The sequence below is a fragment of the Paludibacterium sp. B53371 genome (assembly GCF_018802765.1).
Taxonomy (GTDB): domain Bacteria; phylum Pseudomonadota; class Gammaproteobacteria; order Burkholderiales; family Chromobacteriaceae; genus Paludibacterium.
Genome location: NZ_CP069163.1, coordinates 821,009 through 847,235, shown reverse-complemented (window position 1 = coordinate 847,235; position 26,227 = coordinate 821,009). Strand labels below are relative to the sequence as shown.

At 60.7% G+C, this 26,227-nt stretch carries 26 protein-coding genes and 2 riboswitches; of the genes, 10 read left to right on the top strand and 16 right to left on the bottom strand.

The window, feature by feature from the left end; genetic code table 11:
- Window positions 1-15: 15 nt before the first annotated feature.
- The 8 genes from JNO51_RS04030 to JNO51_RS03995 form a co-directional block, all read right to left on the bottom strand.
- Entirely contained in the window at window positions 16-768 is a 753-nt protein-coding gene (locus JNO51_RS04030; protein WP_215781673.1) for a fimbria/pilus chaperone family protein, read from the bottom strand.
- Between the two features lie 362 nt (window positions 769-1,130).
- Window positions 1,131-1,787: a DUF1120 domain-containing protein gene (locus JNO51_RS04025; protein ID WP_215781671.1), complete on the bottom strand. Its 657-nt coding sequence runs from the start codon at window positions 1,785-1,787 to the stop codon at window positions 1,131-1,133.
- Between the two features lie 57 nt (window positions 1,788-1,844).
- Window positions 1,845-2,501, bottom strand: a complete 657-nt coding sequence (locus tag JNO51_RS04020; RefSeq protein WP_215781659.1) for a DUF1120 domain-containing protein — start codon at window positions 2,499-2,501, stop codon at window positions 1,845-1,847.
- A 21-nt stretch (window positions 2,502-2,522) separates the two neighbouring features.
- Entirely contained in the window at window positions 2,523-3,185 is a 663-nt protein-coding gene (locus JNO51_RS04015) for a DUF1120 domain-containing protein (RefSeq protein ID WP_215781657.1), read from the bottom strand.
- A 22-nt stretch (window positions 3,186-3,207) separates the two neighbouring features.
- Window positions 3,208-3,864 (bottom strand): hypothetical protein, encoded by a 657-nt coding sequence (locus JNO51_RS04010; RefSeq protein ID WP_215781655.1) that lies wholly within the window; start codon window positions 3,862-3,864, stop codon window positions 3,208-3,210.
- A 113-nt stretch (window positions 3,865-3,977) separates the two neighbouring features.
- Window positions 3,978-4,691, bottom strand: coding sequence for a response regulator transcription factor (locus JNO51_RS04005; protein WP_215781653.1), 714 nt, complete (start codon window positions 4,689-4,691; stop codon window positions 3,978-3,980).
- A gap of 503 nt (window positions 4,692-5,194) precedes the next feature.
- Window positions 5,195-5,446 carry a hypothetical protein gene (locus tag JNO51_RS04000; RefSeq protein WP_215781650.1) on the bottom strand — a complete coding sequence of 84 codons (252 nt, stop codon included), beginning with the start codon at window positions 5,444-5,446 and terminating at the stop codon, window positions 5,195-5,197.
- A 1,121-nt stretch (window positions 5,447-6,567) separates the two neighbouring features.
- Complete coding sequence (locus JNO51_RS03995) at window positions 6,568-7,419, bottom strand: Rossmann-like and DUF2520 domain-containing protein (protein WP_215781648.1); 852 nt, start codon at window positions 7,417-7,419, stop codon at window positions 6,568-6,570.
- A gap of 122 nt (window positions 7,420-7,541) precedes the next feature.
- Between JNO51_RS03995 and JNO51_RS03990 the strand changes: the two genes are divergently transcribed.
- The 5 genes from JNO51_RS03990 (at window position 7,542) to JNO51_RS03970 (ending at window position 10,862) form a co-directional block, all read left to right on the top strand.
- Window positions 7,542-8,021, top strand: a complete 480-nt coding sequence (locus JNO51_RS03990) for a BLUF domain-containing protein (RefSeq protein ID WP_215781646.1) — start codon at window positions 7,542-7,544, stop codon at window positions 8,019-8,021.
- Window positions 8,022-8,098: 77 nt separating this feature from the next.
- Window positions 8,099-8,299 (top strand): hypothetical protein, encoded by a 201-nt coding sequence (locus tag JNO51_RS03985; protein ID WP_215781643.1) that lies wholly within the window; start codon window positions 8,099-8,101, stop codon window positions 8,297-8,299.
- Between the two features lie 113 nt (window positions 8,300-8,412).
- The gene (locus JNO51_RS03980; RefSeq protein WP_215781641.1) at window positions 8,413-8,886 is read left to right on the top strand and encodes a BLUF domain-containing protein; all 474 of its coding nucleotides are present in this window, start codon (window positions 8,413-8,415) and stop codon (window positions 8,884-8,886) included.
- Between the two features lie 76 nt (window positions 8,887-8,962).
- Window positions 8,963-9,427 carry a plastocyanin/azurin family copper-binding protein gene (locus JNO51_RS03975; RefSeq protein WP_215781638.1) on the top strand — a complete coding sequence of 155 codons (465 nt, stop codon included), beginning with the start codon at window positions 8,963-8,965 and terminating at the stop codon, window positions 9,425-9,427.
- Between the two features lie 151 nt (window positions 9,428-9,578).
- Window positions 9,579-10,862: an HD-GYP domain-containing protein gene (locus tag JNO51_RS03970; protein ID WP_215781636.1), complete on the top strand. Its 1,284-nt coding sequence runs from the start codon at window positions 9,579-9,581 to the stop codon at window positions 10,860-10,862.
- Between the two features lie 435 nt (window positions 10,863-11,297).
- Here the strand turns inward: JNO51_RS03970 and JNO51_RS03965 are convergent, their stop codons facing one another.
- Together JNO51_RS03965 and JNO51_RS03960 are read right to left on the bottom strand one after the other, a co-directional pair.
- Window positions 11,298-11,798, bottom strand: a complete 501-nt coding sequence (locus JNO51_RS03965) for a transposase (RefSeq protein WP_215781634.1) — start codon at window positions 11,796-11,798, stop codon at window positions 11,298-11,300.
- Window positions 11,799-11,985: 187 nt separating this feature from the next.
- Window positions 11,986-12,366: a sulfite exporter TauE/SafE family protein gene (locus JNO51_RS03960; protein WP_215781632.1), complete on the bottom strand. Its 381-nt coding sequence runs from the start codon at window positions 12,364-12,366 to the stop codon at window positions 11,986-11,988.
- A gap of 172 nt (window positions 12,367-12,538) precedes the next feature.
- Here JNO51_RS03960 and JNO51_RS03955 point away from each other — a divergent pair, with 172 nt between their 5' ends.
- Window positions 12,539-14,128 (top strand): ABC transporter substrate-binding protein, encoded by a 1,590-nt coding sequence (locus JNO51_RS03955; protein WP_215781630.1) that lies wholly within the window; start codon window positions 12,539-12,541, stop codon window positions 14,126-14,128.
- A gap of 66 nt (window positions 14,129-14,194) precedes the next feature.
- On the opposite strand, the gene JNO51_RS03950 is transcribed toward JNO51_RS03955, so the two are convergent.
- The gene (locus JNO51_RS03950) at window positions 14,195-15,469 is read right to left on the bottom strand and encodes an O-acetylhomoserine aminocarboxypropyltransferase/cysteine synthase family protein (RefSeq protein WP_215781627.1); all 1,275 of its coding nucleotides are present in this window, start codon (window positions 15,467-15,469) and stop codon (window positions 14,195-14,197) included.
- A 181-nt stretch (window positions 15,470-15,650) separates the two neighbouring features.
- On the opposite strand from JNO51_RS03950, the gene JNO51_RS03945 reads away from it, so the two are divergent.
- Window positions 15,651-16,628 carry a hypothetical protein gene (locus JNO51_RS03945; RefSeq protein WP_215781625.1) on the top strand — a complete coding sequence of 326 codons (978 nt, stop codon included), beginning with the start codon at window positions 15,651-15,653 and terminating at the stop codon, window positions 16,626-16,628.
- On the top strand, window positions 16,625-17,062 hold the full coding sequence (locus JNO51_RS03940; RefSeq protein ID WP_215781622.1) for a CesT family type III secretion system chaperone: 438 nt from the start codon (window positions 16,625-16,627) through the stop codon (window positions 17,060-17,062). Before JNO51_RS03945 ends, JNO51_RS03940 begins: the two co-directional genes overlap by 4 nt.
- Before the next feature lie 634 nt (window positions 17,063-17,696).
- On the opposite strand, the gene JNO51_RS03935 is transcribed toward JNO51_RS03940, so the two are convergent.
- Window positions 17,697-18,578 (bottom strand): MurR/RpiR family transcriptional regulator, encoded by an 882-nt coding sequence (locus JNO51_RS03935; RefSeq protein WP_215781620.1) that lies wholly within the window; start codon window positions 18,576-18,578, stop codon window positions 17,697-17,699.
- A gap of 409 nt (window positions 18,579-18,987) precedes the next feature.
- Between JNO51_RS03935 and JNO51_RS03930 the strand changes: the two genes are divergently transcribed.
- Window positions 18,988-20,082, top strand: coding sequence for a succinylglutamate desuccinylase/aspartoacylase family protein (locus JNO51_RS03930; protein ID WP_215781619.1), 1,095 nt, complete (start codon window positions 18,988-18,990; stop codon window positions 20,080-20,082).
- Between the two features lie 7 nt (window positions 20,083-20,089).
- Entirely contained in the window at window positions 20,090-20,332 is a 243-nt protein-coding gene (locus JNO51_RS17535) for a pentapeptide repeat-containing protein (RefSeq protein WP_215781618.1), read from the top strand.
- A gap of 116 nt (window positions 20,333-20,448) precedes the next feature.
- Here the strand turns inward: JNO51_RS17535 and gcvP are convergent, their stop codons facing one another.
- The 4 genes from gcvP to JNO51_RS03905 form a co-directional block, all read right to left on the bottom strand.
- Window positions 20,449-23,307: an aminomethyl-transferring glycine dehydrogenase gene (gene gcvP / locus JNO51_RS03920; protein WP_215781617.1), complete on the bottom strand. Its 2,859-nt coding sequence runs from the start codon at window positions 23,305-23,307 to the stop codon at window positions 20,449-20,451.
- Between the two features lie 93 nt (window positions 23,308-23,400).
- A complete protein-coding gene (gene gcvH, locus JNO51_RS03915; protein ID WP_215781616.1) occupies window positions 23,401-23,787 on the bottom strand; it encodes a glycine cleavage system protein GcvH in 387 nt (128 codons plus the stop codon).
- Window positions 23,788-23,818: 31 nt separating this feature from the next.
- Window positions 23,819-24,907, bottom strand: coding sequence for a glycine cleavage system aminomethyltransferase GcvT (gene gcvT / locus JNO51_RS03910; protein WP_215781608.1), 1,089 nt, complete (start codon window positions 24,905-24,907; stop codon window positions 23,819-23,821).
- Between the two features lie 40 nt (window positions 24,908-24,947).
- Window positions 24,948-25,042: riboswitch (glycine riboswitch) on the bottom strand.
- A gap of 9 nt (window positions 25,043-25,051) precedes the next feature.
- Window positions 25,052-25,141: riboswitch (glycine riboswitch) on the bottom strand.
- Between the two features lie 105 nt (window positions 25,142-25,246).
- Entirely contained in the window at window positions 25,247-26,224 is a 978-nt protein-coding gene (locus JNO51_RS03905) for a LacI family DNA-binding transcriptional regulator (protein ID WP_215781606.1), read from the bottom strand.
- Between the last annotated feature and the right edge of the window lie 3 nt (window positions 26,225-26,227).

Below are 26,227 nucleotides of genomic sequence, written 5' to 3'. Positions count from 1 at the left end.
CCGAACCCGACAAACTCAGCCGGCTTTTTGTACAGCGGCAGGAGCAGAGGCAGCCGGGGCAACGGCGGCGGGCTTGCTCAACAGCGGCGCATCATAGGAGTCCACCGCATAGCCATACAGGCTGGCCGGCGAAATACGCAGCTGGGTGGTACTGCCCAGCGCGTCCTTGACCTTGCTGGCATCAATGGTCAGCGTCGCCCCCGGCAGCACATAGGGCTTGGGCAAATCCAGCGTCTGCTTGCCCGGCAGCAACTGCAGCAGCTGGGTCATGCGTACCACATACGGGCTCGGGTTGGTCACCACCAGCTTGTCGCCATCGCGCGTCCACTGCAGCAAGGTCCACGGGTCGTTCTTGCGCGGCAGGTTGGCCGGGTGAATCACCACCGGCAAATCCTGACGCAGCGTAATGCTCACCTGGTTCTTGCCCTTTTCCGCTTCCGGAATCCCTTCAAACACCACGCGCTTCATGCGCTCGGTGGCAATCGGTTCCTTGCTGTCAACAATGAAGCGCACCAGCTGCGACTGGCCGGCTTCCACCCGGGCCACCGGCGGGGTCACCACCAGCAGATGAGCGTTGTCTTCCGGCAGGTCATACATCGAGGTATACAGCAGGCGCGGGCGGTCATCGGTGTTCTTCACCGTGATGGTGCCTTCGCCATCGGCCACATTCACCAGCACCACCGAACTGTCCGGCACCATGCCGGTTGCCTGGGCCATCGATGCACTGGCCAGCCAGACCAGCGCGCTCAGCAGAGATACTTTTTTCATTGTCAACCTCGTCATAAACTGTTGTGAAAATTCCTGCGGCGCAGGAGATATCGTCATATTAGAAGTCGGCCCGCTCAGCAGACATCAGAGCATTCCTATTCCTAAGGAAAATCCGTCAGAATTGATCATGAATCAGGCCGGAACTGGCCATTCGGCGAGGCAGACAGGCAAAACACATCCAGACCGACTGTAACCCGCGGTACACAGACGAAGGCACAGAAGGGCCAGATTCGTACCAGTACGAGCCCGGGTATCAGGCAGGGCGCAATCAACAAGGGCACCAGCGCAACTGCGCCATCCCCCAGCCATAAAAAACGCCCGGCGCGGGCAAACCGCGCAGGGCGTACAGACATCACAAACACTTACATGAAGTACAGGGTGACCGTGGCCGAGCCCGACAACGTGACATCCGAGGTGATACCGCCAAGATCCGTCAGGCTCAGGATGGTCGGCGCCACTTCCAGCTGGGCAGTAAACACATTGCCCGCAGTCAGGGTGGTGCCGGTCCCGGAGACGAAACCAACACGGTTGGCGCCGGTAGATCGCGTCATAGCCACCGGAGTGGAACCCGCATTTGTCCAGGCAGTACCCCCATTGGTCGTCGTCAGAAACGACTGGTCCACATTGTCGATCTTCGGGGTTTTCAGTGTCAGCGTATAGCTGCCATAGCTGGAGGAACCATTACCCAGACCGAACTGCGTCGCATCGGACCCTGCCGGCAACAGGGCAGTCGAGTTATCGGCCACACTCACCGCCACGGAGGCATTCTGCCCCGTGCCACACTGAATCGTCATGGTCTTGCTCTGCGCGGTCAGGGTGGTGGCATTGGTCTGGTCCAGCATCCCCGGGGTAATGTCACCGAAGGTATAGGCACCGCCATCAGCAATGCTGATATCACAAGTATTCGGAATCACCGCGCCAACCACGTTCAGAGTAGTGGTCGTCGGCGCCGAACTAGCCCAGGCCGAAGCACACGCCAGGCTCAGCAGGCACAGCACCGCTTTGTTTGCTACATTCATTATTTATCCTTTCTCATGCATGAAGATCATGCGAGTCTTCCAGGCAGCTTGCCGCCATCAGGAATAAGTCAGGGTAATCGTCGCACTGCCGTCCAGACTCTCGTCGCCGGTCGGCGCATAGCTGGAAGGGATATGCGGCTCAACACGGAACTGCATGTGGAATTTGGTCGAAGCATCCTGCGTTGCCGAGGTCGTGCTCGCCTTTTTCATGCTGAACTGCTCGTTGGTTGTCGTGAAGTTACCGATACGATCCGAACTACCATCGTCAGCCCAGCTGGTACCAGCATTGGTGGTATAGATATACTTGGCAGCAACACCCGGATCATCAATTTTCGAGTTCGCTTCAATCAGTTTAATTTCGTAGTAACCGATATTATTGTTGGCCGAGTCCTTCCCCAGCCCCCAGGAGTAGGTGCTGGTATCGGTACGCGAAGCTGCCTTGTTATCAACGAGCTTAAACATCACTTTCTGCGGCGCCGGGCATGTCACATCTACCGACTGGGTAATCGGAGAGGGCGCAAGATTGCCTGTGCCGTTATTGAGATAAATATTGCCAAAATTAAAGGTGCCACCGTTTTGCAGGGTCGGCGTACACGCACCGACGCGGATAACACCATCCACGGCGATCGGCGAAGAAGCGGCAGCCATCACCAGACCACTGGCACTGAGTCCCAGCGCCAGCAGAACTAACCTTTTGCTCAAATTCATGTTCATCTTCCTATCCTGAGAGTCCGATCAGAAATAATGCAGGCTGATCGTTGCCTGACCATTCAGATTGATATCGTGCCCCAGCGTGGCAACCGCATTGTTGATATAGGGTTTCACCTTCAGATCAAACACCATGTCTGTCGTCGACGACGGGTTCCAATCCGGAGCAACCGAATCGACAATGCCCCAGTACTCGGAGGCCTCCCCAAAGACCATCATGCCGGAACGCGGCCGTCCCCAGGTAACACCACTGTCGGTACTCGCGGTCCATACAGCAGATTTGGGGACACCGCCGATCGTCACTTTCACATTGGCGGAGTTAATAGGAATAATTTCATAGGCGCCAATCTTGGTGGTGCCATCCATACCCAGACCAAACTCAGCCTTGCTGGTAAAGATCTGACTTGAAGCCTTGGTGTCCGCAAAATTCAGCCCGACCTTGGCTGCGGAGCCACAATGGAGACTCAACGTATGAGAAACCTCAGACAGAGTGGTATAGGTATAGCCGTTCGACACATCGGTGCCAGTCAGCGCGGCAGTCGAGACCCGGCCAATCGAAAAATTGCCACCATTTTCAAAAGTCGGCGTGCAGGAACCGGTCTTGACCGTTCCGTTAATCTTGAATTCATCGGCATGGGCTGCAACCCCGACACCCAGCGCCAGCAGGGCGCAAATCAGATTCAGTTTCATGAAATAATTTCTCCTGCTCGCGTTACGGGAACATCAGCGTCAGCGTCGACGAACCATCCAGGTTCAGATCGCTGGTCGCCGTGCCCAGATCGGTCTTGCTGAGGATGGTGGCGGTCATGATCAGATCGGCACTGAACGAGTTAGCGGCCACCGGATCGTCGTCCGTCCCGGTGGTAAACGCCAGCACATTTTCCTGCGCCACCGACGGCAGCAGAGCCACGGTGCCCGCACCAGCATTGATAAAGTTGGCTCCGCCAGTGGTACTGGCGGTGATGGCACCGGCGGCACCTTCCACCTTGGGGTTAGCCAGTTGCAGGATGTAGCTGCCGATCTTGTTGGTGCCGTTCAGACCCAGGCCCAGCGAGCCGGTCGGTGCGCTGGCAGGCAGGTTGGCCGCCTTGTTGTCAGTCACATACAGACCCACTTTGGAGCTCACGCCGGTATCGCAGGTCACGGTCAGCGCCTTGGTGATCGGCGTCTGCGCCGTCACGGCGTTCTGTGCCAGTGCACTATATTGGATGTCCGGCACGGTGAAGGTGCCGCCATCGGCAATCGCGACACCGCAGGTGCCGGTCTTCAGCGTAGCGCCAACCGTCACGTTCGCAGTTTGCGCTGCGAACACGGCGCCGCTGGCCAGAACACCTGCCAGCAGGACACTCATTTTCGAGGCCAACTTCATGGTTTCTTCCTTTTCGTTAGATCAAACTCATCACCCGCAGCGGGTGACCTGAATTGCCGTGGTATAGGACGGCAAGGCGTCTTAGCGTAAGCGCCCCCGGCCAGACACCACGATTACCGCGGTGGATTCGTACTGGTACGAGACCAACTGCGGGAATACTGTTCGCGCAAATACAGCGCCAGGCTCAATTCGTCACCCAGCTGCAACTTGCGCATCGCGTTATGCTTGTGCGTGCTGACGGTCTGCTTGCTGCGATGCAGCCGCTCGGCCACCTGCACGACTGACAGGCCATGTGCCAGCAGGCGCAGCACTTCTTGCTCGGCCGGCGACAACTCACCGCCCGCAAGCGGGGCCGGCAGGCATTGCCAGTGCCCGTCCTGGGCCAGCAAGAACTGGCGACGATCCTGCTGCAAGGCATGAAAGAAAGCCGGCATCCCATCCAGCGACTGCTGCTTGCTCCAAAATCCATTGGCGCCCGCCTGGCAAGTGGCATTCACGGCCGCCGCCGAACGATCACCGCTGCAAACCACCAGCAGCAAATCGGGATAATCACGCCGCAAACGCGACAACAACCGAGCCCCATCTGTCTCGGCCTGCGGCAAATGAAAATCACACACCAGCACATCGCAAGCCTCAGCCTTCAGTACCGCCGACAACTCGGCCGGGGTCTGACAGGCGGCCACCAGCTGCATGTCCTGTCGGGCCGACAGCATGAAGCGCAGCCCCTCCAGCACCACCGGGTGATCGTCCAGCAGCGCCACGCGCAACTTGCGACCATTCAACAAACGAGCCGGTACCACAGCACTGGAAGGCGAAGGAGAGCACATCAGGAAAACTCATTCCGTTTCAGATGGAATGAATGGTAAGGGGGGGCGATCAGGCGAACTGTCAGACGAGTCCTAAACAGAACTTCTCTGACAGGAAAAAGTTACGCTGGACGACTTTGGACCGCGTCGCCATGCGGCAAGCTATTCAGGGGGGCCATCAACATGGCACCGCCCGCCAGCCGCTCGTCGCTCAGGCGGGTCAGGGGCCCCCTGTCATACGCTTGCACGGCGACAACCCAAAATCTGATGGCAATGGTCTGGCAACCGAACGTCACGCCACAGTCAGATCAATCCGCAACGCCGCGGGGATGACCGTCGCGCGAAGATAGGGACGGCGAAGCGGTGGCGGCGTGCGCGGCGCGTTCGCGCCGGGAGGCAGGAAAGGGGGGCTGGCATGCGGCCCGTGAAAAGATAATCGGCGCATTGTCATCGACCCATTGCGCCTTTCTGGTGAGCCCACACCCCCCGGAGGGCTTGCGCCCCCCGGCCTCCAAAGTGAATGCCTACTCCGCCAGCAACACCGTACAACCCGCCAGCTGCCGCATCGGCACCGCGCGCGGCAAATACAGCCAGCTTCGGCCATCGGCCTGGGCCAGCGACCAGTCGAGCCGGCTGTCAACGATCAGCCGGCACAGCCCGGGCTCAGGCAGCGCGGTGCGCGGCGGGCACAGCTGTGCCACCAGCGCCAGCAAGGACGGATGAGGACGGTGATTTGTGAAGTGGGACAGGGGTGAATTACCATACTTGGCAGCCATACTGACTCCTTGGACGAGTTGGTTTGGTCAGCGGGCTCGGGGGTGGTCGCACACCCTCGGGCCCGCGCCCGTTTCAGCGGCACCATGCCGCGCCACATACCCTAGCGAAAGCGATGACAGCCATGCAAGTCAGCGCGGTCATCCTTTTGTGGCGCATTGCATTGGCGCATTGCATTGGCGCATTGCCTTCGGCGAATGCACCCTACGCGAATGCACCACACGGTTGGGCGTTGGTCTCGCGGGGGCCGTCAATGGGTGCATTGCCGTTGGCGAATGCACCACACGGTTGTGGCGTTGCTCCTTCGTGTGCCGTCCAATTGGTGCATTGCCTTCGGCGAATGCACCCTACGTAGGGCGCACTCTTCAAGTGCGCCGTCCTTCGCGCGCCGTCCTTCGTGCGCCGTCCTTCGTGCGCCGTCCATCAACACAACGCATGGCAAATCCGGTCGGAGAAACGTGATGTAACCAGCACAGGGGAAATGTAACCCGAATGTAACCCGAACTTATGCTTTAAAAACAGCGATGTAACCCATGTAACCAATGTAACCACGTTTTTGAGAGAGAAATAGAGATAGGGGGATAGGTAAGTAAATAGTAAGGGGTATATATATATTTATCTGTAAGAAAAACATATATATAAGTACCTTCTGCACCAACTACTACTTATCAATATCTCTCAAAATCGTGGTTACATTGGTTACATTGGTTACATCGTTGAAATATAAAGATATTTTCTGGTTACATCTGTAACCCATGTAACCAAAATGCCGTTGGGATAGGTGATATACGGACGGCATGGTTTATTGACGGGTGCCCCCTCTCTCAAACCCCCAGCCCGCTCAGCCATGGGTGACCGTCCAATTGGCGCATTGCCGTTGGCGAATGCACCACGCGGTTGGGCGTAGGTCTCGCGTGCGCCGTCCAATTGGTGCATTGCCTTCGGCGAATGCACCCTACGGTTGGCGTTGGTCTCGCGGGGGCCGTCAATTGGCGCATTGCCTTCGGCGAATGCACCACGCGGTTGGGCGTAGGTCTCGCGTGCGCCGTCCAATTGGTGCATTGCCTTCGGCGAATGCACCCTACGTTGGGCGTTGGTCTCGCGGGATGAATGGGGGATCGGTCTAAGCCAGCAGCGTGTGCAATGCCGCCAGCCGGTCGGCGGGCAGGCGGGTCAGGGGCAAGGTGGCATGGCCCAGTGCTTTATACAGGGCGAGCGAATCCGGGCTCGCTGCCAGGGCCTGCAGATGGGCGGCGACTGTCGCCACATCGCCGCGCATGATGGGGCCGGTCAGGGCCTGCTGCGCCCCCAGTTGCAAGGCATTGTCCAGCGACTGGTGCATCAGCGGTGCCAGCAACTGTCCGGCCAGCGCCGGGGGCAGCCCGGCCTGTTCGGCCACCGAGCGTGCCAGCCCGGTCAGCGTGACCAGATAATTGGAGGCGATCGACAGGCTGGCATGGTAGGCCGCCTTGGCGCCCGGCGGCAGGTCAAACGCCTGGCCGCCGATGGCGGCGGCAAAGGCACGCAAGGCGGCGTCGGCGCCCGCCTCGCCCTGCAGCGCGCACAGGGTACCGGCAAAGGACGTGACGGCCCGGCTTGGATCGGCAAAGGAAAACGCCGGGTGCAGACTGCCTACGGCCAGCCCGCTGTCGGCCAGTGCGGTCAACACCGTCGGTTCCAGCACGCCGCTGGCATGAAAGGCCACGGCCATGTCCGGCCTGGGCAACGTTGCCATCTGGGTCGCCAGCGCGGGCAGGGTGTCATCCGCGCAGGCCAGCAAGTTGAGCTGGGCCAGCGGCGGCAGCTGCGCCAGGGTGCAGGGGGTGCCGGCGCCGATGAAATCCACCGCACGCTGCGCGGCGGCCAGGCTGCGACAGCACACGCTGCCGATGCGGTATTGTCCGCTGAGCTGCGCCAGACGTCCCCAACTTTGCCCCAGCCGACCGGCGCCAAATATCGCCAGAGTGGTTTGCATGCTGCCCCCTTGTTGATTCAGGCAGTCATTATAACCAAGGTGGATTTAATAGGACTTTTCAATAGTTATTGGATTATGTATAAACCAAGGGGAACTCACCCCTTTGCCGAAAAGACTATGCCGTGATTCGTCTCATCTTCAGTGGCTCCCTGCCCATTCTGCCCAGCGCACCGCAACTGCGCGCCTTTGTCAGCGACAGTCAGTCGCGCAACCGGCGCCATGGCATTCACGGCGCCATGATCCTGATGCAGCGCGACTTTATGCAGGTGATCGAGGGGCCGCAGGAGACGGTGGATCAGATGTATGACCAGCTCAGCCAGAGCAGCCATCGCTATGGTCTGGTGCTGGTCTCGCGCCAGGAGAATGTGCGGCCGCTGTTTCCCGACTGGCATCTCGGTCTGATCCAGCCCCCGCCGTTCGGCACCGAACCCGACCCGCGCGAGCACGCGGCCTATCTGATGCTGCAAAAAGCCGAGGGCGCCGATGCCGATCAGCGCGACACACTGAAGACCATGCGCGAATTCATTCGCGGCCAATGGCACCGCAACCAGATCGACAACGACCAGCCCATCGTGCTGCGGCGCCAGCGCAAGGTGTTCTGAGTTTCAGCTTTGTCCGAGAGGCCAGGCGCCCCCTTTGCGCCAACATCGCAGCATCACCCTGACGGTCCTCTTTGCTCATGCTGCGCCATACCCGCCTGCCGGTTTTCTCCCTGGCCACCTTTCTGATCTGTGTGTTGTTCGCCTGGGCCGATGAACGCAACGGTCAGGATATGGCCCTGAGAGTGATGAGCTGCCTCATTGCCAGCCTGTTGCAAATCGCGCTGGCCTTGCTGTGCAAGCCGTGGCTGCCACCCGGACAATCTACAAACAAGTCTTGAATCAGAAGTCATGAAATTTGTCAGATACGCGCATATAAAATGCATTTTGCATTTCATGTGACAACGATGTAAAAAGATGTATTGACCCACCTGACATAAAGAAGACTCATGCAGTGATTCGTCTGATTTACAGTGGCTCGGTCGCCACCGAACCCGATCCCCAGCGCCTGGCGGCCTTCCTGGCCGACAGCCGCCGCCGTAACCAGCGTGATGGCATCACGGGTGTCCTGGTCCTGATGGGGCAGGAGTTCCTGCAGGTCATCGAGGGGCCGGAGGAGGACGTCGACCGCTACTACCGCCAGGTCTTTCAGGACACCAGCCGCTATAAACTGCTGTTGCTGGCACGTCAGGAAATCGAGACTCCGATCTTCACCGGCTGGAGCCTCGGTCTGGTCAAGTGTGATGAAACACCGAACGACCCGCTGCCCGGGGATGTGTCCATGATGGAAATTGAGCAGATTGACCCGGCCGACCCCTGTGCCCTGCGCACCCTGCGCGTCATTCGGGAATTCATCGATGGCAAATGGCGCGTGCGTTTTCCCTCCAGCCAGAAACCCACCATCATGCAGCGCACACGCGGATTCTGAAATATACCCCCCGGGGGTTGTCCGCCATACATGGCACATCTAGAATGGCTCCACATCATACCCCCAGGAGATTGCCATGCCCCTGCTGACCTCCCCGCGCGTCCTGCTGCTGAGCACGCTGCTGTGTACCGCCCCGCTGGCCCTGGCGCACCCCGCCGGCCAGACCGACTTCGGCCACCCGGCCAAAGCGGCCCAGGCCACCCGCACCATCCGCGTCGAGGCCAATGATCAAATGCAGCTGCGCTTCAGCCAGCGGGATATTCGTCAGGGCGATGTGGTGCGTTTCATCGTCACCAACCATGGCAAGGCCAGGCATGAATTCGGCATCGCCGACCCCGCCGCACAAAAACAACATGCTGCCGAAATGCGCGCCATGCCGGACATGATGCATGACGAGCCAAACGTCATCAGCCTGAATCCGGGCGAAACCAAATCCCTGACCTGGTCGTTCAGCAAACTGAAAAGCCATGACATCGTGTTCGCCTGCAACCTCCCCGGCCATGCCGAAGCCGGCATGAAACAAACCATCCACATCCCCTGAAACACCAAAGGACGGGGTCAGGTCTTGTATTTTGCATGCTGCATGCAAAATACAAGACCTGACCCCGTCCTTTTCGCCGTCCTTTTCACTGCGCTTCTGGCATCCATGACAAAAGGTTAAACTGTTGTCATGACTTGCCAGAGGAGCGTTCGTGCCAACCTTCCGCTACCTGGATGACCTGCTCTACCCCCGGCAACTGGCCCTGCATCGTGCCCTGCTGCGACGGCTGCTGCCAGTCTGGTTGTTGCTGTCTCTGGTGGCCGGGCTGGTGGTCTGGCAACTGGAGTCTGCCCAGATTGACCATCTGGTGCTGAATCTGTCTGCCGATGCCGTTCAGCAATTCCGCCAGTCCAATGGCAGTGATTTCTGGCGCCTGCCTGCGGCGCAGCAGCAGGCCCGACTGGATCAACTGTTGCCGCGCACGGCCTTTGTCGGCATGCGCCTGTTCGATGTCCGCGGGCAGGCGCTGGCGGAGTGCTGGCGCGAACCCATCGGCCATGCGTCCCTGCCGGCGGCATTTCCCGACGATGGCCAGTCCCGTCAGCAAGCGCTGCGCCAGGGCGACCGCATCTATGTCCAGTCTCTGGTGCCGCTGCACGATGCGCGTGGTCAGCGGCAAGGCTGGTTGCAGGGCATCTACCGTGTGCCGCCTCAGACGGCACAGGCCATCGCTCACCGCCTGCGCGATACCCTGATCGGTGTCCTGCTGGTCATTGCCATCAGCACCCTGGCCATCTACCCGGTCATCCTGTCGCTCAACCGTGATGCGCTGCGGCTCAGTCAGCATCTGCTGTCCAGCAATGGGGAGCTGTTGCGTGTACTCGGCAGCGCCATTGCCCAGCGCGATGCCGATACCGACAGTCACAACTATCGGGTCACCCTGTATGCCGTGGCGCTGGCAGAAGCCCTGCCACTTCCGCCGCGCGAGATCATCACGCTGATGACCGGCGCTTTTCTGCATGATGTCGGCAAGATTGGCATTCCGGATCACATCCTGCTCAAGCCGGGCAAGCTGGATGCGGAGGAGTTCAGCCAGATGCAGCAACATGTTGCCATCGGTCTGCAAATTATCAGTGAGGTGGATTGGCTGGCGCAGGCCAGAGATGTGGTGGCCGGTCACCACGAACGTTATGACGGCAGTGGCTATCCGCAGGGCTTGCGCGGCGAGGCCATCCCGCTGACCGCGCGCCTGTTCGCCATCGTGGATGTCTTCGATGCGCTGAGCGTGCACCGCCCCTATAAGGCGGCGCTCCCCCTGCCACAAGTATTGGCGATGATGCAGGCAGAACGCGGCAGCCATTTCGACCCACAGCTGCTCGACGTGTTTCTCGCCCTGGCACCGGCCCTGCATGCCCGCTACCACCAGGCCGATACCGCCACGCTCAAGCGACACATCAGCAACGTGATTCAGCAGTACTTCCGCCCTCACCGGTAGGGGGTTGTATTGGTGCGTTGCATCGGTGCATTGCCGTCGGCGAATGCACCCTACGTGGTCCGTAGGGCGCAATCTTTAATTGCGCCATCATCCGATATGGCATTGGTGCGTTGCATCGGCGCATTGCATTGGCGCATTGCATCGGCGCATTGCCTCCGGCGAATGCACCCTACGCGAATGCACCCTACGCGAATGCACCCCACGTGGTCCGTAGGGCGCAATCTTTAATTGCGCCATCATCCGATATGGCATTGGTGCGTTGCATCGGCGCATTGCATTGGCGCATTGCATTGGCGCATTGCATTGGCGCATTGCCTCCGGCGAATGCACCCTACGCGAATGCACCCTACGCGAATGCACCCTACGTGGTCCGTAGGGCGCAATCTTTAATTGCGCCACCATCATCGGTGCGCCATCATCATCGCTGCGCCATCCTCATTCCCTCCCCCAATCGGCGGGATAGCGCCCCAGGCTGACTTCGCGATGGAAAGTGGAGTAAGGCCAATCCCTCACCCGATTGACCAGACCATGTTTGACCGGGTTGAAGTGCAGGTAATCCAGATGCGCGTCCATGTCCGCCTGATCGCGGATGGTGTGTTCCCAGTATCGCCGTTGCCAGATCCCCCGTTCTCCACGCCTTTGCCGGGATAGAGAGCGCAGCTCGCCTTTGGCGATACCACGGGAAAAAATCAGTTTGATCAGGCGCCAGCGCAAGGCGTAATCATGGTCCCCTGGCGGCAGCTCAAGGACACAGTGCAAGTGGTCAGGCAACACCACCCAGCCATGAATATGAAATGGGTGCGCCTGGCGCACTGTCCTGACTGCCAGGCGCAGGTCAGCGATATGGTCGGTCAGCAAGGGGGCCGATCGTCTTTTCCACAGATTGACGGTGAAGAAATACGTCCCGCCAGGCAGCCAGTTTCGTCGATAGTTCATGCGGCCAGCTTGCCGTGCGGAACACGACAATGCACCTCGGCGCGGCAGATTGGTGCATTGCATCGGTACGTTGCATCGGTGCATTGCATCGGTGCATTGCATCGGTGCATTGCATCGGTGCATTGCCTCCGGCGAATGCACCCTACGGGAATGCACCCTACGGGAATGCACCCTACGGGAATGCGGGCTACGCGCCGCGTGCGGTGTAAATGGTGTAGAGCCCGATGGCGATGAGGAACAGGCCGAATACGGCTTTTAACAGGGTGCCATCCATGCGTTGTACCAGCTGTGCGCCGAACCAGGCGCCGATGAACAGCATCAGGGCCAGTACGGCAGCCGCCCGCAGATCGACCATCGAGGCCCGGTAGTATGACCAGACGGCCGCCGCCCCGACGGGTGGCAGCAGCACGGCCAGGCTGGTGCCGATGGCTCGCGGCATGGGAAATTTCAGCAAGAACACCAGCGCCGGCACGATCAGAATGCCGCCGCCAATGCCGAACACACCGGATGACACACCGGCGGCCAGGCCAATGGCCAGCAACACGCCCCACTCGACAGTCGAAGTCATACACGCACCCAAATAACCTTACAGAATAAGTATATTCCATTTACTCCATGCAAAAGGACTGTTATTCCAGCCAATATCTATGCATATAGAATGTTGTTTTGGCGCCTGCGGATCAAAGAACTTATACTCTGCCGGTTAGCCCATCGGGCATCTAGCTGTCGGAGAACAAGACATGCGTCCACTGCATCAAGGTTTGTTATTGCTTGCTACCTGCGCTGCCACCAGCAGTTGGGCGGCGAATACCCTGACGGTCTGCACCGAGTCCAATCCGGACGGATTCGACGTCGTGCAGTACAACGCGCTGGTCACCACCAATGCCTCGGCCGACCCGCTGATGAACCGGCTGGTTGAGTATGACCCGGACAGCGGCAAGGTTGTCCCCTCGCTGGCCAGCAGCTGGCGCGTCAGTCCGGATGGCCGTGCTTATACCTTTACCCTGCGCCAGGATGTCAATTTCCACAGCACCGACTATTTCAAGCCCAGCCGCAAGCTGAGTGCCGATGACGTGGTGTTTACCTTCGAGCGCATGCTCAACCCGGGCAATCCCTGGTACAAGATCTCCCCCGGCACCTTCCCGCATGCCACCTCGCTGCAGCTGCCGTCGCTGATTCAGGCGGTGCACGCCATTGACAACCATACGGTGGAGTTCATTCTCAGTCGTCCGGAGTCGACTTTCCTGTCGACCCTGACCATGGGCTTTGCCTCGATCTATTCCGCCGAGTACGCCAATCAGCTGATGGCCGCCGGCAAGCCGCAGGAGCTCAACAGCAAGCCGATCGGTACCGGCCCCTTTGTGTTCCGCAGCTATCTGAAGGACAGTGTGGTGCGCTACAGCGCCAATCCGGGCTACTTCGGCAGCAAGCCCAAGGTGGGTCAGCTGATTTTTTCCATCACGCCGAGCCCTTCGGTGCGACTGCAAAAGCTCAAGGCTGGGGAATGCCAGATCGCGCTGTCGCCGACACCGCAGGACGTGTTGAGCGCGCGCGGCAATACCAGTCTGCAAGTGCTGTCCTCGCCGGCCTTCATGACCGCCTTTGTGGCCATGAACAGCCAGAAGAAACCGTTCGACAATGTGCTGGTGCGGCGCGCCGTCAACCTGGCCTTCGATCATGCCAGTTATCTGAGTGCCGTGTTTGACGGTACGGCTACCGAGGCCGTGCTGCCCTACCCGCCCAGCACCTGGGGCTATGCCCGCAACATCAAGGCCTGGCCGCATGATGTGGCCGCGGCCAAAAAGCTGCTGGCTCAGGCGGGCTATCCGAATGGCTTTGACACCACGGTCTGGGTGCGTCCGACCGGCAGCATGCTCAACCCTAATCCACGTGCCGGCGCGGAATTGCTGCAAGCCGATCTGGCCCGGGTTGGCATCCGCGCCAAGGTGCAGGTGATTGACTGGGGCGAGCTGATCCGTCGCGGCAAGGCCGGTGAGCATGAGATCCTGTTCATGGGCTGGGCGGGCGACAACGGCGACCCGGACAACTTCCTGACGCCGCAATTCGGTTGTGCCGCCGTCAAGTCGGGCACCAACTTCGCCCGTTTCTGCGATGCCAAACTGGACAAGCTGATCAGCGACGGCAAGCGCACGGCGGATCTCAAGCAACGTACCCAGCTGTACCTGGCCGCCCAGAAGCTCATCCACGACCAGGCGGTCTGGCTGCCGCTGGCGCACCCGACGCTGTATGCCATGGCGGCGCGCAATGTCAGTGGCTACCGTGTCAGCCCCTTCGGACGGCAGGATTTCTCGCATGTTGCGCTGAAGTAAGCCGCCTTCGGGCAAACAAAAACCCCGCCATCGCGCGGGGTTTTTGTTTTGGCTGGCCGGAAGGGGTCAGCCCGCCTTGGACAAGGCCTGCTTGATGTCGTCCAGGATGTCGTCGATGTGTTCGATACCGATCGACAGGCGCACCAGCTCGGGGCGCACACCGGCCTTGATCTGTTCTTCCGGCGACAGCTGGCGGTGGGTGGTGGTGGCCGGGTGGCAGGCCAGCGACTTGGCGTCACCGATGTTCACCAGGCGGGTGATCAGTTGCAGGGCATCGATGAAACGGCCACCGGCCTCGACGCCGCCCTTGATGCCGAACGACAGAATGCCCGAAGCGCGTCCGCCGAGGTACTTGTCCACCAGCGGGCGCGAGGCATGGCCGGCCAGGCCGGCGTACTCCACCCACTCGACCTGGTGGTGTGCCTGCAGGAACTCGGCCACTTTCAGGGTGTTCTCGCTGATGCGGTCCATGCGCAGCGGCAAGGTTTCCAGGCCCTGCAGGATCAGGAAGGCATTGAACGGCGACAGCGCTGCGCCGGTATTGCGCAGCGGCACCACGCGGGCACGGCCGATGAAGGCCGCCGGCCCGAGTGCTTCGGTATAGACCACGCCGTGGTAGGACGGGTCCGGCTGGTTCAGGCGCGGGAAGCGGTCTTTGTGTTCGGCCCAGGGGAATTTGCCGGAGTCGATGATCGCCCCGCCGATGCTGTTGCCGTGACCGCCGATGTATTTGGTCAGCGAGTGCACCACGATGTCGGCGCCATGCTCGAACGGCCGGCACAGATAGGGGCTGGGCACGGTGTTGTCGACAATCAGCGGCACGCCGTGCGCGTGGGCATGCTTGGCGAAGGCGGCGAAGTCGACCACATTGCCCAGCGGGTTGCCGATCGACTCGACATACACCGCCTTGGTGCGGCTGTCGATGAGTTGCTCGATGGCGGCCGGGTCGCGGTAGTCGACGAAACGCACCTCGATGCCGAACTGCGGGAAGGTGTGGGCAAACAGGTTATAGGTGCCGCCATACAGGGTGCTGGTGGCGATGATGTTGTCACCGGCTTCGGCGATGGTCTGAATGGCATAGGTAATGGCCGACATGCCCGAGGCCAGTGCCAGTGCGCCGATCCCGCCCTCCAGCGCCGCCAGTCGTTTTTCCAGCACGTCGGTGGTCGGGTTCATGATGCGGGTGTAGATATTGCCCTGCACCTTGAGATCGAACAGATCGGCCCCGTGCTGGGTGCTGTCGAAGGCATACGAAGTGGTCTGGTACAGCGGGACCGCCACCGCGCGGGTGGTCGGGTCGGGTGAATAGCCGGCATGCACTGCCAATGTTTCCAGTTTCATCGCTCAGTCCCTTGTCAATGACGTTGTTGTATTGCCTTACGCTAACCCAAAGAAATAGAAAAGAAAATATGAATTGCTTTTTCTTTCATAACCAATGGCAATAAGGCGGCGTCAAAACGCCAAAGCAGCCGGCAGACAGACCCGGCAAGCTGCGTGCATCCCTTCTGTAAAGGAAGTCCAGATGGCCAACTCAATTACCTACCCGGCTCACCGTACCATACCCATTCAGCACAGCAATCCATTGCTTATCGAAGCGCTGGATCTGGCCATGACCCCGCAGAGTCAAAAGGCACAAAACATACTGGAACATGCCCGCCAGCAAACAGCGCCCGGCAGCCCGGTCCGTTCTGCCAGCACCCATTCCCTGTCTAAAGACCCGATCGTCGCCAGGCAGGCCCTGCCCGGCATGGACAAGCAGGAAGACGATGCCACCAGCCGGAAAAACAGCGGGTTGCTCGCTGATCTGAAAAAGATCGGCTGGTACTTGCTCACCGGCGAAACCGGCAGCGGGGACGACTCACTCCGCCGTGAGCTGAATAGCAAGATTGATGAACTCAACCAGCAAGTGAAGACGCAGCAAGCGCTGATAGAACAGTTGTCGCAGTGGCTGGCCGCCCAATCGAGCGCCATGGCTACGACGGCAGCGCCGCCTCCCCAGCCTGCAACGCGCAGTGCGCCCGCTTCGTCCACCATGCCCGCATCGCCCGCCGGACCCGCCATGGATCCTTACCAGCGGGAGCATGTCAAGCGTTGCAATCAGATTCTGAATGGCAAACAGGCCATGAAGAAGATGCAATTATCTTCCGACCAGCTGGTCACCGAAGATGGCGAGGGACGCTTCACTGTCAAAAAGGGAGCCGATCTGTGGGAACAGCAGAAAAAGAACTATGAGACATTGAGCGAAACAGACAAACGACACCTGAAGGAAGCCTATGATGACCTGCGCTCTGCCACTTACCTCAGGCAACATGGGCCGGTCTACCATGATGAGCGGGGCTATCTGAGCAACAGTCCTGAAGCACACAAGCACATCAACATCGCCCTGAAAAAAAATCTGGAAAACCTGTACGGCAAGGACTCGCAACCAGCCACCAGGCAGCAGGCAACGCAGACTGAAACGCGTGCCGAGCCGCTCCCAACAAAGGTCACGGCGGTATGACCCCCTTCGATGACGCCCTGCAGCACCTGGCCCGGCATCTCGGACTGAACCGGCTCGCGCGGCACGGGGATATGGTCAGCGTACCGCGTGAGCAGGGCGAGGTGTTTCTCAGTGCCCTGCCGGCCAACTATCTGCTGATGTTTGTCTTGCTGGACGAGCAACCATTGCCGGAAGGGCGACAGTTGCTGGCGCTGAACCATTTCAGTCATGAGCCCCTGCGGCCGACGGTGGCCTTTGATCGCCGCAGCGGCAACTGGCTGTTGTGGAGCCGCCAGCCGCTGGGCGGCAGCAGCGGCATGACCGATGTGATTACCCAGTTCGAACTGCTGGAAACCAGCCTCCAGCAGGTGCTCGAACAGGCCCGCACCTATCCCGCACCGGTCAGCAAAGCGACCGCACCACGCACCAGTGCCATCCGTGGCGGCATGCTGTGACTTGCACCAAACCGTAAGGCGCAATCTTCAATTGCGCCGCCATCCGGTATGGCATTGGCGCATGGCATCGGCGCATTGCCTCCGGCGAATGCACCCTACGTGGTCCGTAAGGCGCAATCTTCAATTGCGCCATCATCCGGCATGGCACCGGTGCATTGCCTCCGGCGAATGCACCCTACGTGGTCCGTAGGGCGCAATCTTCAATTGCGCCATCATCCGGTATGGCATTGGCGCATTGCCCCCGGCGAATGCACCCTACGTGGTCCGTAGGGCGCAATCTTCAATTGCGCCATCATCCGGTATGGCATTGGCGCATTGCCCCCGGCGAATGCACCCTACGTGGTCCGTAGGGCGCAATCTTCAATTGCGCCATCATCCGGTATGGCATTGGCGCATTGCCCCCGGCGAATGCACCCTACGTGGTCCGTAGGGCGCAATCTTCAATTGCGCCATCATCCGGCATGGCACCGGCGCATTGCATCGGTGCATTGCATCGGTGCATTGCCCCCGGCGAATGCACCCACGTGGTCCGTAAGGCGCAATCTTCAATTGCGCCATCATTATCGACACGCCATCATTATCGACACGCCATCATTATCGACACGCCATCAACATCGACACGCCACGACGCCCATCAAACATAAAGATAAGGCAACACGCTGTTGGCCATTTCCGCCGACAAGGCCGCGGCATCCTGATTGCGCAGCATTACGCCGGAGATCAATGCCTCGATCAGGCCAAAGGCTGCCAGGTTGGCATTGATCAGCACCGGGTGTTCGGTAGCGGCATACAGCACGTGGTGTGCCACGCTTTGTAGCGGGGCCGCGGGGGAGTCGGTGATGGCCACAATGCGTGCGCCGCGTTTCGCGGCGAATCGGGCCAGGCGATCGGTGTCCAGCGAGTAGCGCGGCAGCGAGATGGCCAGCAGGACATCCTGTTCGGCAATGGTCGCCAGCCGATAGGCGGCATTTTCATTGCCGCCTTCCATGCTGATCACCTGGGCATCGGCACAGTAGGGCACCAGGTTGGCGGCCGCATAGCCGGCCAGGTAAACACTGTTGCCAAATCCGAGCACATAGACTTTGCGTGCCTGCAGCAAGCAATCGACCGCCGCATCGAATGCTTGCTGGTCATTCAGTCCGGCGGTTTGTCGGAGGCCGTCGCGCGCGGTTTGCAGCAGCGCCGTCAGGCCAAGGGGGCTTTGCTGATCGGCCCCGATTTGCTGGCGCAGTTTTTCCACCGGCGAGACAAAAGCCTGCAGCGTTTCCAGCAGTGCCGCTTTCAGCCCACTGAAGCCGCCGAGATCGGCCGCGTTGGCCAGCCGGTTGACGGCTGCGGCCGAGGTGGCGGTCTCCCGGGCCACCTCATCGATGGTCATGGTGGCGGCTTTGAGCGGGTTGCGCAGAATGAAATCGGCTACGCGGCTCAGCGCCGGGGGCAGCGTCGGCGCAATGGTGGCCAGCCGCTGGATGACCGGGGTCTGATAGATCGCGGTAGCGGGTCTTGGGGTAGGCATGACGACTTTCCTGAGAGATTCGTTCCTTATATAGCAGCCATGGATACGGGACAAGTCTGCCGCCACTGCCGCTTGCTGTGGTCTTGATCTGGATCTGATACCGGCGATTGGCGGCGGTGATGCACAAATGTTGCACTTTTGTGCTTTTTGATGAAAATTCATTTTCATATCTTAATTTGAATGAAAATTTTAATTTCAATTCAATATAAGATTCTCTCTGACGAGCAGGACGGGCTTTCGATAAAAATTCGCCAATCAATCGGCCATATCAGTAGAAAACTAGCCGAAATGGCGCGATGTCCGGCATGTCCGGTTTGCGAAAGATCAACTTGTCGGCCTGACCGGCTCCGCACACTGAGGGCGGCAATCAGGGCACTGATCTGCAGTGCCCGCCATCAGGGAGAAGAATATGCGACACACGATTTTGGCAACATGTCTGGCCTTGGCCAGTGCCGGGGTTTTCGCGGCCACGCAGTACACGGGGGACAAGATTGACGGTGTGCCCGTCATCAGCAAGCTGGATGTCAGTGACCTGCCTGCAGGCACGGTTCAGCATTTCTGGTTTCAGGGTGTCGAAAATGCCATCGGACAGCATCAGTATGTTCCGGTCATGGTCGCCAAGGGTGTCGAGCCCGGCCCCAGGCTGGGCCTGCAATCCGGTTTGCATGGTGATGAACTGAATGGCACGCGAACGGTGCAGAAGGTGTTTGATGCCATTGATCCGGCCAGGCTGAAGGGGGTGGTGATCGGGGTCGTCGGGGCCAACCCGACCGGCATGCTGGCCAATAATCGCAACTTCCAGTTGCAAAACGATGGGGGCGACATGACCGACCCCAATCGGCTCTGGCCGGGCAAGGAGCACAAGGACGCCGGTAAACGCCATATCTGGCTGCTGTGGAATCAGCTCTGGGGCGGCAACGTCGACTTGTTCATCGACTTGCACACGCAAAGTCGTGGCACGGCCTATCCCTTGTTTGTGTATACCGATGCGCGGATCACCCAATCGTTCGACATGGCCAAGTTGATTCCTGCTGATCAGATCAAGCTGGATCCGGGTGAGCCCGGCTCGGCGGAAACCACCTTCGACGAGAACAAGGTTCCTGCCATTACCATGGAAATCGGCCAGGCCAAGCTGTATGAAACGGCGCTGATCGAGAAAAGCTATATCGGCGTGATGAATGTGCTGGTCGCCAATCACATGCTGCCGGGCAAGCTGGGCAAGACCTCTCGCGAAGCCAAGACCTATTTCGGCAATGATATGACGTCGGTGCGGGCAGAGGTCGGCGGTTTTGCCGAGGTGTTGGTCGCGCTCAATCAGGATGTGGTGAAGGGGCAGAAAATCGCGGTGCAACGTGATGCCTTCGGCAAGGTGCTCAAGACCTACTTCGCGCCGGAGAATGGCCGCGTGCTTTCAATAGGGACCGACCCGCTGCGTGAGCCGGGTGGGCTGCTGGTGCGCCTGCTGCTGCAGAATCCCGCCGCCGAATGCAAATTGGGCTGTTGATCGGTGCATGGCATCGGTGCATTGCATCGGTGCATTGCATCGGTGCATTGCATCGGTGCATTGCATCGGTGCATTGCATTGGCGCATTGCGTTGGCGCATTGCATCGGTGCATTGCGTTGGCGCATTGCCTCCGGCGAATGCACCCTACGCGAATGCACCCTACGCGAATGCACCCTACGTGAATGCACTCTACGCGAATGCACCCTACGCGAATGCACCCTACGCGAATGCACCCTACGTGGTCCGTAGGGCGCAATCTTTCATTGCGCCGGCCACATGCGGTGGCGCATTGTCCGCGGTGAATGCGCCCCATGAAAAACCCCCGGCATCTGACGATGCCGGGGGTTTTGTTTCAGCCTGAGGTCTTAGCGGTAGCTGTCGGTCGACGGGCAGCTGCAGACCAGGTTGCGGTCGCCGTAGACGTCATCGATGCGGTTCACGCTCGGCCAGAACTTGTTGTCGAACACATACGGCAGCGGGAACAGGGCTTCTTCGCGGCTGTAGGGGTGCGACCAGTCGCCGGCGATGTCGGCCTTGCTGTGCGGTGCATTGCACAGCGGGTTGTCATCCTTCGGCCAGATGCCGTTCTGTACCTTGTCGATCTCGGCGCGGATCGCCAGCATGGCGGCGATGAAGCGGTCGAGTTCGGCCTTGGACTCCGATTCGGTCGGCTCGATCATCAGCGTGCCCGGTACCGGGAAGCTCATGGTCGGCGCATGGAAGCCGTAGTCCATCAGGCGCTTGGCCACATCCACTTCGGTGACGCCGCTGGCGGCCTTGAGCGGACGCAGGTCGATGATGCACTCGTGGGCCACCCGGCCATTGGCGCCGGTATACAGCACCGGGTAATGTCCGGCCAGGGCGCTGGCAATGTAGTTGCCGTTGAGCAGGGCGTTGCTGGTGGCCTGTTTCAGGCCTTCGGCGCCCATCATGGTGATGTACATCCACGAGATCGGCAGGATCGAGGCCGAGCCGAACGGTGCGGCGGACACGGCACTCTGCCCTTCCGAGCCATTGGCAATCGGGGTCACCGCATGGTTGGCCATATGCGGGGCCAGGTGGGCCTTCAGGCCGATCGGCCCCATGCCCGGGCCGCCACCTCCGTGCGGAATGCAGAAGGTCTTGTGCAGGTTCATGTGGCTGACGTCGGCACCGATATCGGCCGGACGCATCAGGCCGACCTGGGCATTCAGGTTGGCACCGTCCATGTACACCTGACCGCCATGGGCATGCACGATCTCGCAGATCTCTTTGATCGAGGCTTCGAACACGCCGTGGGTCGACGGGTAGGTGATCATCAGGCAGGCCAGGTTGGCGCTGTGCTGCTCGGCCTTGGCCTTGAGATCGGCCACATCGACGTTGCCGGAGTCGTCGCAATCCACCACCACGACCTGCATGTTCATCATTTGTGCCGAGGCCGGGTTGGTACCGTGTGCCGAACGCGGGATCAGGCAGACATGGCGATGGCCTTCGCCACGTGCTTCATGGTAGCGGCTGATCGCCAGCAGGCCGGCGTACTCGCCCTGGGCACCCGAGTTCGGCTGCATGCAGATGGCGTCGAAGCCGGTGATGGCCTTGAGCTGCTCGGCCAGGCCGTCGATCATCTGCAGATAGCCACCCACCTGATCGCGCGGCGCGAACGGATGGATGTTGGCGAATTCGGGCCAGGTGATCGGCAGCATTTCGCTGACGGCGTTGAGCTTCATGGTGCAGGAGCCCAGCGAGATCATCGAATGGTTCATCGCCAGATCGCGGTTTTCCAGCCGCTTCAGGTAACGCAGCATTTCGTGTTCGGTGTGATAACGATTGAACACCGGGTGGCTGAGGATGGCGGATTCGCGCTTGAGCGAGGCCGGGAAGGCATCGGCGGTAGCGGCGTCCAGTGCTGCCAGGTCGGTGTCCTTGCCGGTGAACAGGCGGATCAGGGCCTGCAGGTCGTCGGCGGTGGTGGCTTCATGGAAGCTCAGGCCGACGATGCCATGGCCGGCATCGCGCAGGTTGTAGCCGGCGTCGCAGGCGGCGCGCAGCACGTCGGCGGCACGGCTGCCGAGATCGACTTGCACGGTGTCATAGAAGCGGTCGAATACCAGCTTGCCGCCGGCCTGCTTCACGGCGGCCGCAAACAGGGCCGCCAGGCGGTGGATGCGATGGGCGATGCGCTGGATGCCTTGCGGGCCGTGGTAGACGGCGTACATGCCGGCGATATTGGCCAGCAGGACCTGCGAGGTGCAGATGTTGGAGTTGGCCTTTTCGCGGCGGATGTGTTGTTCGCGAGTCTGCAGGGCCATGCGCAGGGCCTGTTTGCCCTTGGCGTCGACCGACACCCCGATGATGCGGCCCGGGGCCGAGCGCTTCATGTCGTCCTTGAAGGCGAAGTAGGCAGCGTGCGGGCCACCGAAGCCCATCGGCACGCCGAAGCGCTGGGTCGATCCCAGGGCGATGTCCGCGCCCAGTTCGGCCGGTGACTTGAGCAGCACCAGGGCCATGATGTCGGCGGCCACGATGGCCACCGCACCGCGGGCCTTGGCGGCGGCAATCGGTGCCGACAGGTCCAGCACATCGCCGGCTTCACCGGGGTACTGGAACAGCGCACCAAAGTATTCTTCCTGACCGGCCTGCTCCGGATGCCCCTGACTCAGCTCGAAGCCGAAGTACTTGGCACGGGTTTTCAGCACGTCCAGGGTTTGCGGCAGCACGCGGCTGTCGACGAAGAAACGGTTCGACTTGCTCTTGGAGACGCGACGCGCCATGGCCATGGCTTCGGCGGCGGCGGTGGCTTCGTCCAGCAGCGAGGCGTTGGCCAGCTCGAGGCCGGTCAGGTCGATCACCATCTGCTGGTAGTTGAGCAGGGCTTCCAGACGGCCCTGGGCGATTTCGGCCTGGTACGGGGTATAGGCGGTATACCAGCCCGGGTTTTCCAGCACATTGCGCAGGATGACCGCCGGGGTCAGCGTCGGGTGGTAGCCCATGCCGATATACGATTGTTTGATCACGTTCTGCCGGGCCAGCTGTTTGAGCACTTCCAGTGCCTCGGCTTCCGGACGGGCCTCCGGCAGTGGCAGTTTGCCGCGCAGGCGGATGGCGGACGGTACGGTCTGATCGATCAGGTCTTCCAGCGAGGAAGCGCCGACGGTGGCCAGCATGGCCTGACGGTCGGCATCGGACGGTCCGATATGACGGGCGATGAATTCATCGCGGTTGAACAGCTGGGAAAGCGTGGTCATGGCTTCAATCCTTGCATCAATTCCGGAGACACATTGAAGTAGGGTGCATTCGCCATCGGCAATGCACCCTCGCAATGCGCCGAAAAGACAGGCTTACTCGCCGATTTCGGCAGCGTAGGCGGCAGCGTCCATCAGGGCGTCAAAGTCGGCCGGGTTGGCCGGACGCATCTTGAAGAACCAGCCTTCGCCATACGGGTCGGTATTGGCCAGCTGCGGCTCGGCTTCCAGGGTGGCATTGACTTCCACCACGGTGCCGGCGATCGGACAGTACACATCGGAGGCAGCCTTGACCGACTCCACGACCCCGGCCTGCTCGTCGGCCGCCAGGGCGGCTTCGACTTGCGGCAGCTCGACGAACACGATGTCGCCCAGCAGTTCCTGCGCATGGTGGGTGATGCCCACGGTGATCACGCCATCGGCGCCAAGGCGCAGCCACTCGTGGCTGGCAACATATTTCAGGTCGGACGGAATATTGCTCATTACAAACTCCCTGTGTTCGTATGGGTTGCGATTATTCGAAAACCTTCTTGCCATTGCGCACGAACGGCATTTTGACCACGCGCACCGGGGTCAGGGTGCCACGCAGATCCACTTGCGCCTCTGCACCGGTACCGACCGGCACACGGGCAATGGCAATGGAATGCTTGAGGGTGGGCGAGAAGCTGCCGCTGGTAATCACGCCTTCGCCGACGCCGGGCACCACTACGCGCAGACCATCGCGCAGCACGCCGCGGCCTTCCAGCACCAGGCCCACCTGTTTCATCTTCAGACCGGCCGCCTTGGCGGCTTCCAGCGCCTTGCGACCATTGAAGTCGCGCTCGGCCGGTTCCCAGGCGATGGTCCAGCCCATGCCGGCTTCCAGCGGCAACACGCTTTCATCCATATCATGACCGTACAGGTTCATGCCGGCTTCCAGCCGCAGGGTGTCGCGCGCGCCCAGACCACACGGCGCCACGCCACCGGCGATCAGCGCACGGAACAGCCCGGCAATCTCTTCGGCCGGCAGCATCAGCTCCAGACCATCCTCACCGGTATAGCCGGTGCGGGCGATGAACCACTCACCACAGAAGACGCCCTGGAAGACCTTGAGCGCCTTGACGCGGTCGGCCGCTTCCGGCTTGACGTCGCAGAACTTGGCGATGGCATTCGGGCCCTGCACGGCCAGCATGGCCAGGTCGCGGCGCACCTTGAGTTGCACGTCGAAGCCGGCGCGCTGGCTTTCCATCCAGGCCAGGTCCTTTTCGGTGGTGCCGGCATTGATCACCATGCGGTAGCCGTAGCTGGTCAGGTAGACGATCAGGTCGTCGACCACGCCGCCGTCCTGGTTGAGCATGCCGGAATACAGCGCCTTGCCTTCGAAGCCGAGCTTGGCGACATCGTTGGCGATGAGTTTTTGCAGCCAGGCCCTGGCTTGCGAACCGGTGATATCCACCACCGTCATGTGGGACACATCGAACATGCCGGCATCGGCACGCACCAGTTCGTGCTCCTTGAGCTGCGAACCATAGTGGATGGGCATTTCCCAACCGGCAAAATCAACCATCTTGCCTTGGGCGGCAACATGTTCTGCAAACAGGGGTGTGCGTTTCGGGGCCGTCATGGCGCATCCTCAAAGAAGTGTGTGAAAGCACTAATGCAACTCACACCCCTCTGTCCTGACACCTGAGATTTTCCGGTCATTCGACCGTTAGCCCCTTCGGTGGATGCTGCGGCACCGCTCTCCAGAGTTTTCGAACCTGACGGTTCTGACGATGCAGTCCTTTTGCCTGAGCGATTGCGGGTGCGCTTGCGCCTTCGGCGGCCGGTCGGACCGGCTCTCTCCTGCATGAATGGCGATTATCAAGGGTGAATAGACGGTTGGCAAGACACTGGCCAACGAATATGACAATAGTTTTATCTAAAGCAAGTCTCGCTCATCCGTCCCACCCTGCCTGCCCTGTCATTGCGCCTGTGGCGCACAGGATTCTCGCACTAACAAACGAGGCGGCAGGAGGGTGTCCGACACGCTTTCCCCACGCAGTCGGCGCACCAGCAGTTCGGCTGCCCGGGCGCCGAGCGCGGGCATGTGGGTGTCAACCGTCGTCAGCGGCGGGGTCATGCAGGCAGAGGCCGGCACGGCATCGAAGCCAATCAGCGAGACTTGCCCGGGTACGGCCAGACCGTGACGGTACAAGGCCAGACGGGCACCGGCGGCCATCTGGTCGTTGGCGGCAAAAATGGCGGTGAAGGACTGCCCCTGTGACAACCAGTGCTCGACCGCCTGCTCGCCGCTGGCCGGCAGCCAGTCACCCTCGCGGATCAGCGCCGGCTCCGGCGCCAGACCGGCCTCCTGCATGGCCTGCCGGTAACCTGCCAGCCGGGCCCGGGCACTGGCGCGGTCTGCGGGTCCGGCAATATGGGCGATGCGCCGATGTCCCAGCGATAACAGATGTTGCGTGGCCTGCCAGGCCCCCTGCTGATTGTCGACGCCGAGACGCCATGCGGCCGGCGCACCGGCGCCGATGACCATCAGTGGCAGCCGGGCGGCCAGCCGCGCCAGGGCCTCGTCCGGCAGGGCGCTCGACAGGATGATCAGGCCGTCGACCCGCTGCGACAGCAGCAGATCGATGCGCTTCTGTTCTTCTTGCGCCAGCCAGTGACCACAGGCCATCAGCGGGACATAGCCCTGGGCGCTCAGCGTCTGGTCAATGCCGAGCAAGGCGGCACTCAGCAGCGGGCTGTCCACGGCCGGCGTCAGCACGCCGATGGTCATGGAGGCGCCGCGCTTCAGGCTTTGCGCCAGCGCATTGGGGCGGTAGTCCAGTGCGGCGATGGCCTCTTCCACGGCCTGGCGGGCCGCGGCGGACAGGCGGGCTTTGCCGCTGAGGAAACGCGAGACGGTGCTGGCGGAAACGCCGGCGCGTTGGGCGACCGCCATCAG

What these genes read in the sequence shown, in the direction of transcription:
- JNO51_RS04005 (WP_215781653.1), bottom strand. Translation starts at nt 4,691, where the DNA reads ATGTGCTCTCCTTCGCCTTCCAGTGCTGTGGTACCGGCTCGTTTGTTG.
- JNO51_RS04000 (WP_215781650.1), bottom strand. Translation starts at nt 5,446, where the DNA reads ATGGCTGCCAAGTATGGTAATTCACCCCTGTCCCACTTCACAAATCAC.
- JNO51_RS04020 (WP_215781659.1), bottom strand. Translation starts at nt 2,501, where the DNA reads ATGAACATGAATTTGAGCAAAAGGTTAGTTCTGCTGGCGCTGGGACTC.
- JNO51_RS03940 (WP_215781622.1), top strand. Translation starts at nt 16,625, where the DNA reads ATGACCCCCTTCGATGACGCCCTGCAGCACCTGGCCCGGCATCTCGGA.
- JNO51_RS03985 (WP_215781643.1), top strand. Translation starts at nt 8,099, where the DNA reads ATGCTGCGCCATACCCGCCTGCCGGTTTTCTCCCTGGCCACCTTTCTG.
- JNO51_RS03975 (WP_215781638.1), top strand. Translation starts at nt 8,963, where the DNA reads ATGCCCCTGCTGACCTCCCCGCGCGTCCTGCTGCTGAGCACGCTGCTG.
- JNO51_RS04010 (WP_215781655.1), bottom strand. Translation starts at nt 3,864, where the DNA reads ATGAAGTTGGCCTCGAAAATGAGTGTCCTGCTGGCAGGTGTTCTGGCC.
- JNO51_RS03950 (WP_215781627.1), bottom strand. Translation starts at nt 15,469, where the DNA reads ATGAAACTGGAAACATTGGCAGTGCATGCCGGCTATTCACCCGACCCG.
- JNO51_RS03955 (WP_215781630.1), top strand. Translation starts at nt 12,539, where the DNA reads ATGCGTCCACTGCATCAAGGTTTGTTATTGCTTGCTACCTGCGCTGCC.
- JNO51_RS03995 (WP_215781648.1), bottom strand. Translation starts at nt 7,419, where the DNA reads ATGCAAACCACTCTGGCGATATTTGGCGCCGGTCGGCTGGGGCAAAGT.
- JNO51_RS17535 (WP_215781618.1), top strand. Translation starts at nt 20,090, where the DNA reads ATGGCATCGGTGCATTGCATCGGTGCATTGCATCGGTGCATTGCATCG.
- JNO51_RS03960 (WP_215781632.1), bottom strand. Translation starts at nt 12,366, where the DNA reads ATGACTTCGACTGTCGAGTGGGGCGTGTTGCTGGCCATTGGCCTGGCC.
- JNO51_RS03930 (WP_215781619.1), top strand. Translation starts at nt 18,988, where the DNA reads ATGCGACACACGATTTTGGCAACATGTCTGGCCTTGGCCAGTGCCGGG.
- JNO51_RS04025 (WP_215781671.1), bottom strand. Translation starts at nt 1,787, where the DNA reads ATGAATGTAGCAAACAAAGCGGTGCTGTGCCTGCTGAGCCTGGCGTGT.
- JNO51_RS04015 (WP_215781657.1), bottom strand. Translation starts at nt 3,185, where the DNA reads ATGAAACTGAATCTGATTTGCGCCCTGCTGGCGCTGGGTGTCGGGGTT.
- JNO51_RS03935 (WP_215781620.1), bottom strand. Translation starts at nt 18,578, where the DNA reads ATGCCTACCCCAAGACCCGCTACCGCGATCTATCAGACCCCGGTCATC.
- JNO51_RS03945 (WP_215781625.1), top strand. Translation starts at nt 15,651, where the DNA reads ATGGCCAACTCAATTACCTACCCGGCTCACCGTACCATACCCATTCAG.
- JNO51_RS04030 (WP_215781673.1), bottom strand. Translation starts at nt 768, where the DNA reads ATGAAAAAAGTATCTCTGCTGAGCGCGCTGGTCTGGCTGGCCAGTGCA.
- JNO51_RS03905 (WP_215781606.1), bottom strand. Translation starts at nt 26,224, where the DNA reads ATGGCGGTCGCCCAACGCGCCGGCGTTTCCGCCAGCACCGTCTCGCGT.
- gcvT (WP_215781608.1), bottom strand. Translation starts at nt 24,907, where the DNA reads ATGACGGCCCCGAAACGCACACCCCTGTTTGCAGAACATGTTGCCGCC.
- JNO51_RS03965 (WP_215781634.1), bottom strand. Translation starts at nt 11,798, where the DNA reads ATGAACTATCGACGAAACTGGCTGCCTGGCGGGACGTATTTCTTCACC.
- gcvH (WP_215781616.1), bottom strand. Translation starts at nt 23,787, where the DNA reads ATGAGCAATATTCCGTCCGACCTGAAATATGTTGCCAGCCACGAGTGG.
- gcvP (WP_215781617.1), bottom strand. Translation starts at nt 23,307, where the DNA reads ATGACCACGCTTTCCCAGCTGTTCAACCGCGATGAATTCATCGCCCGT.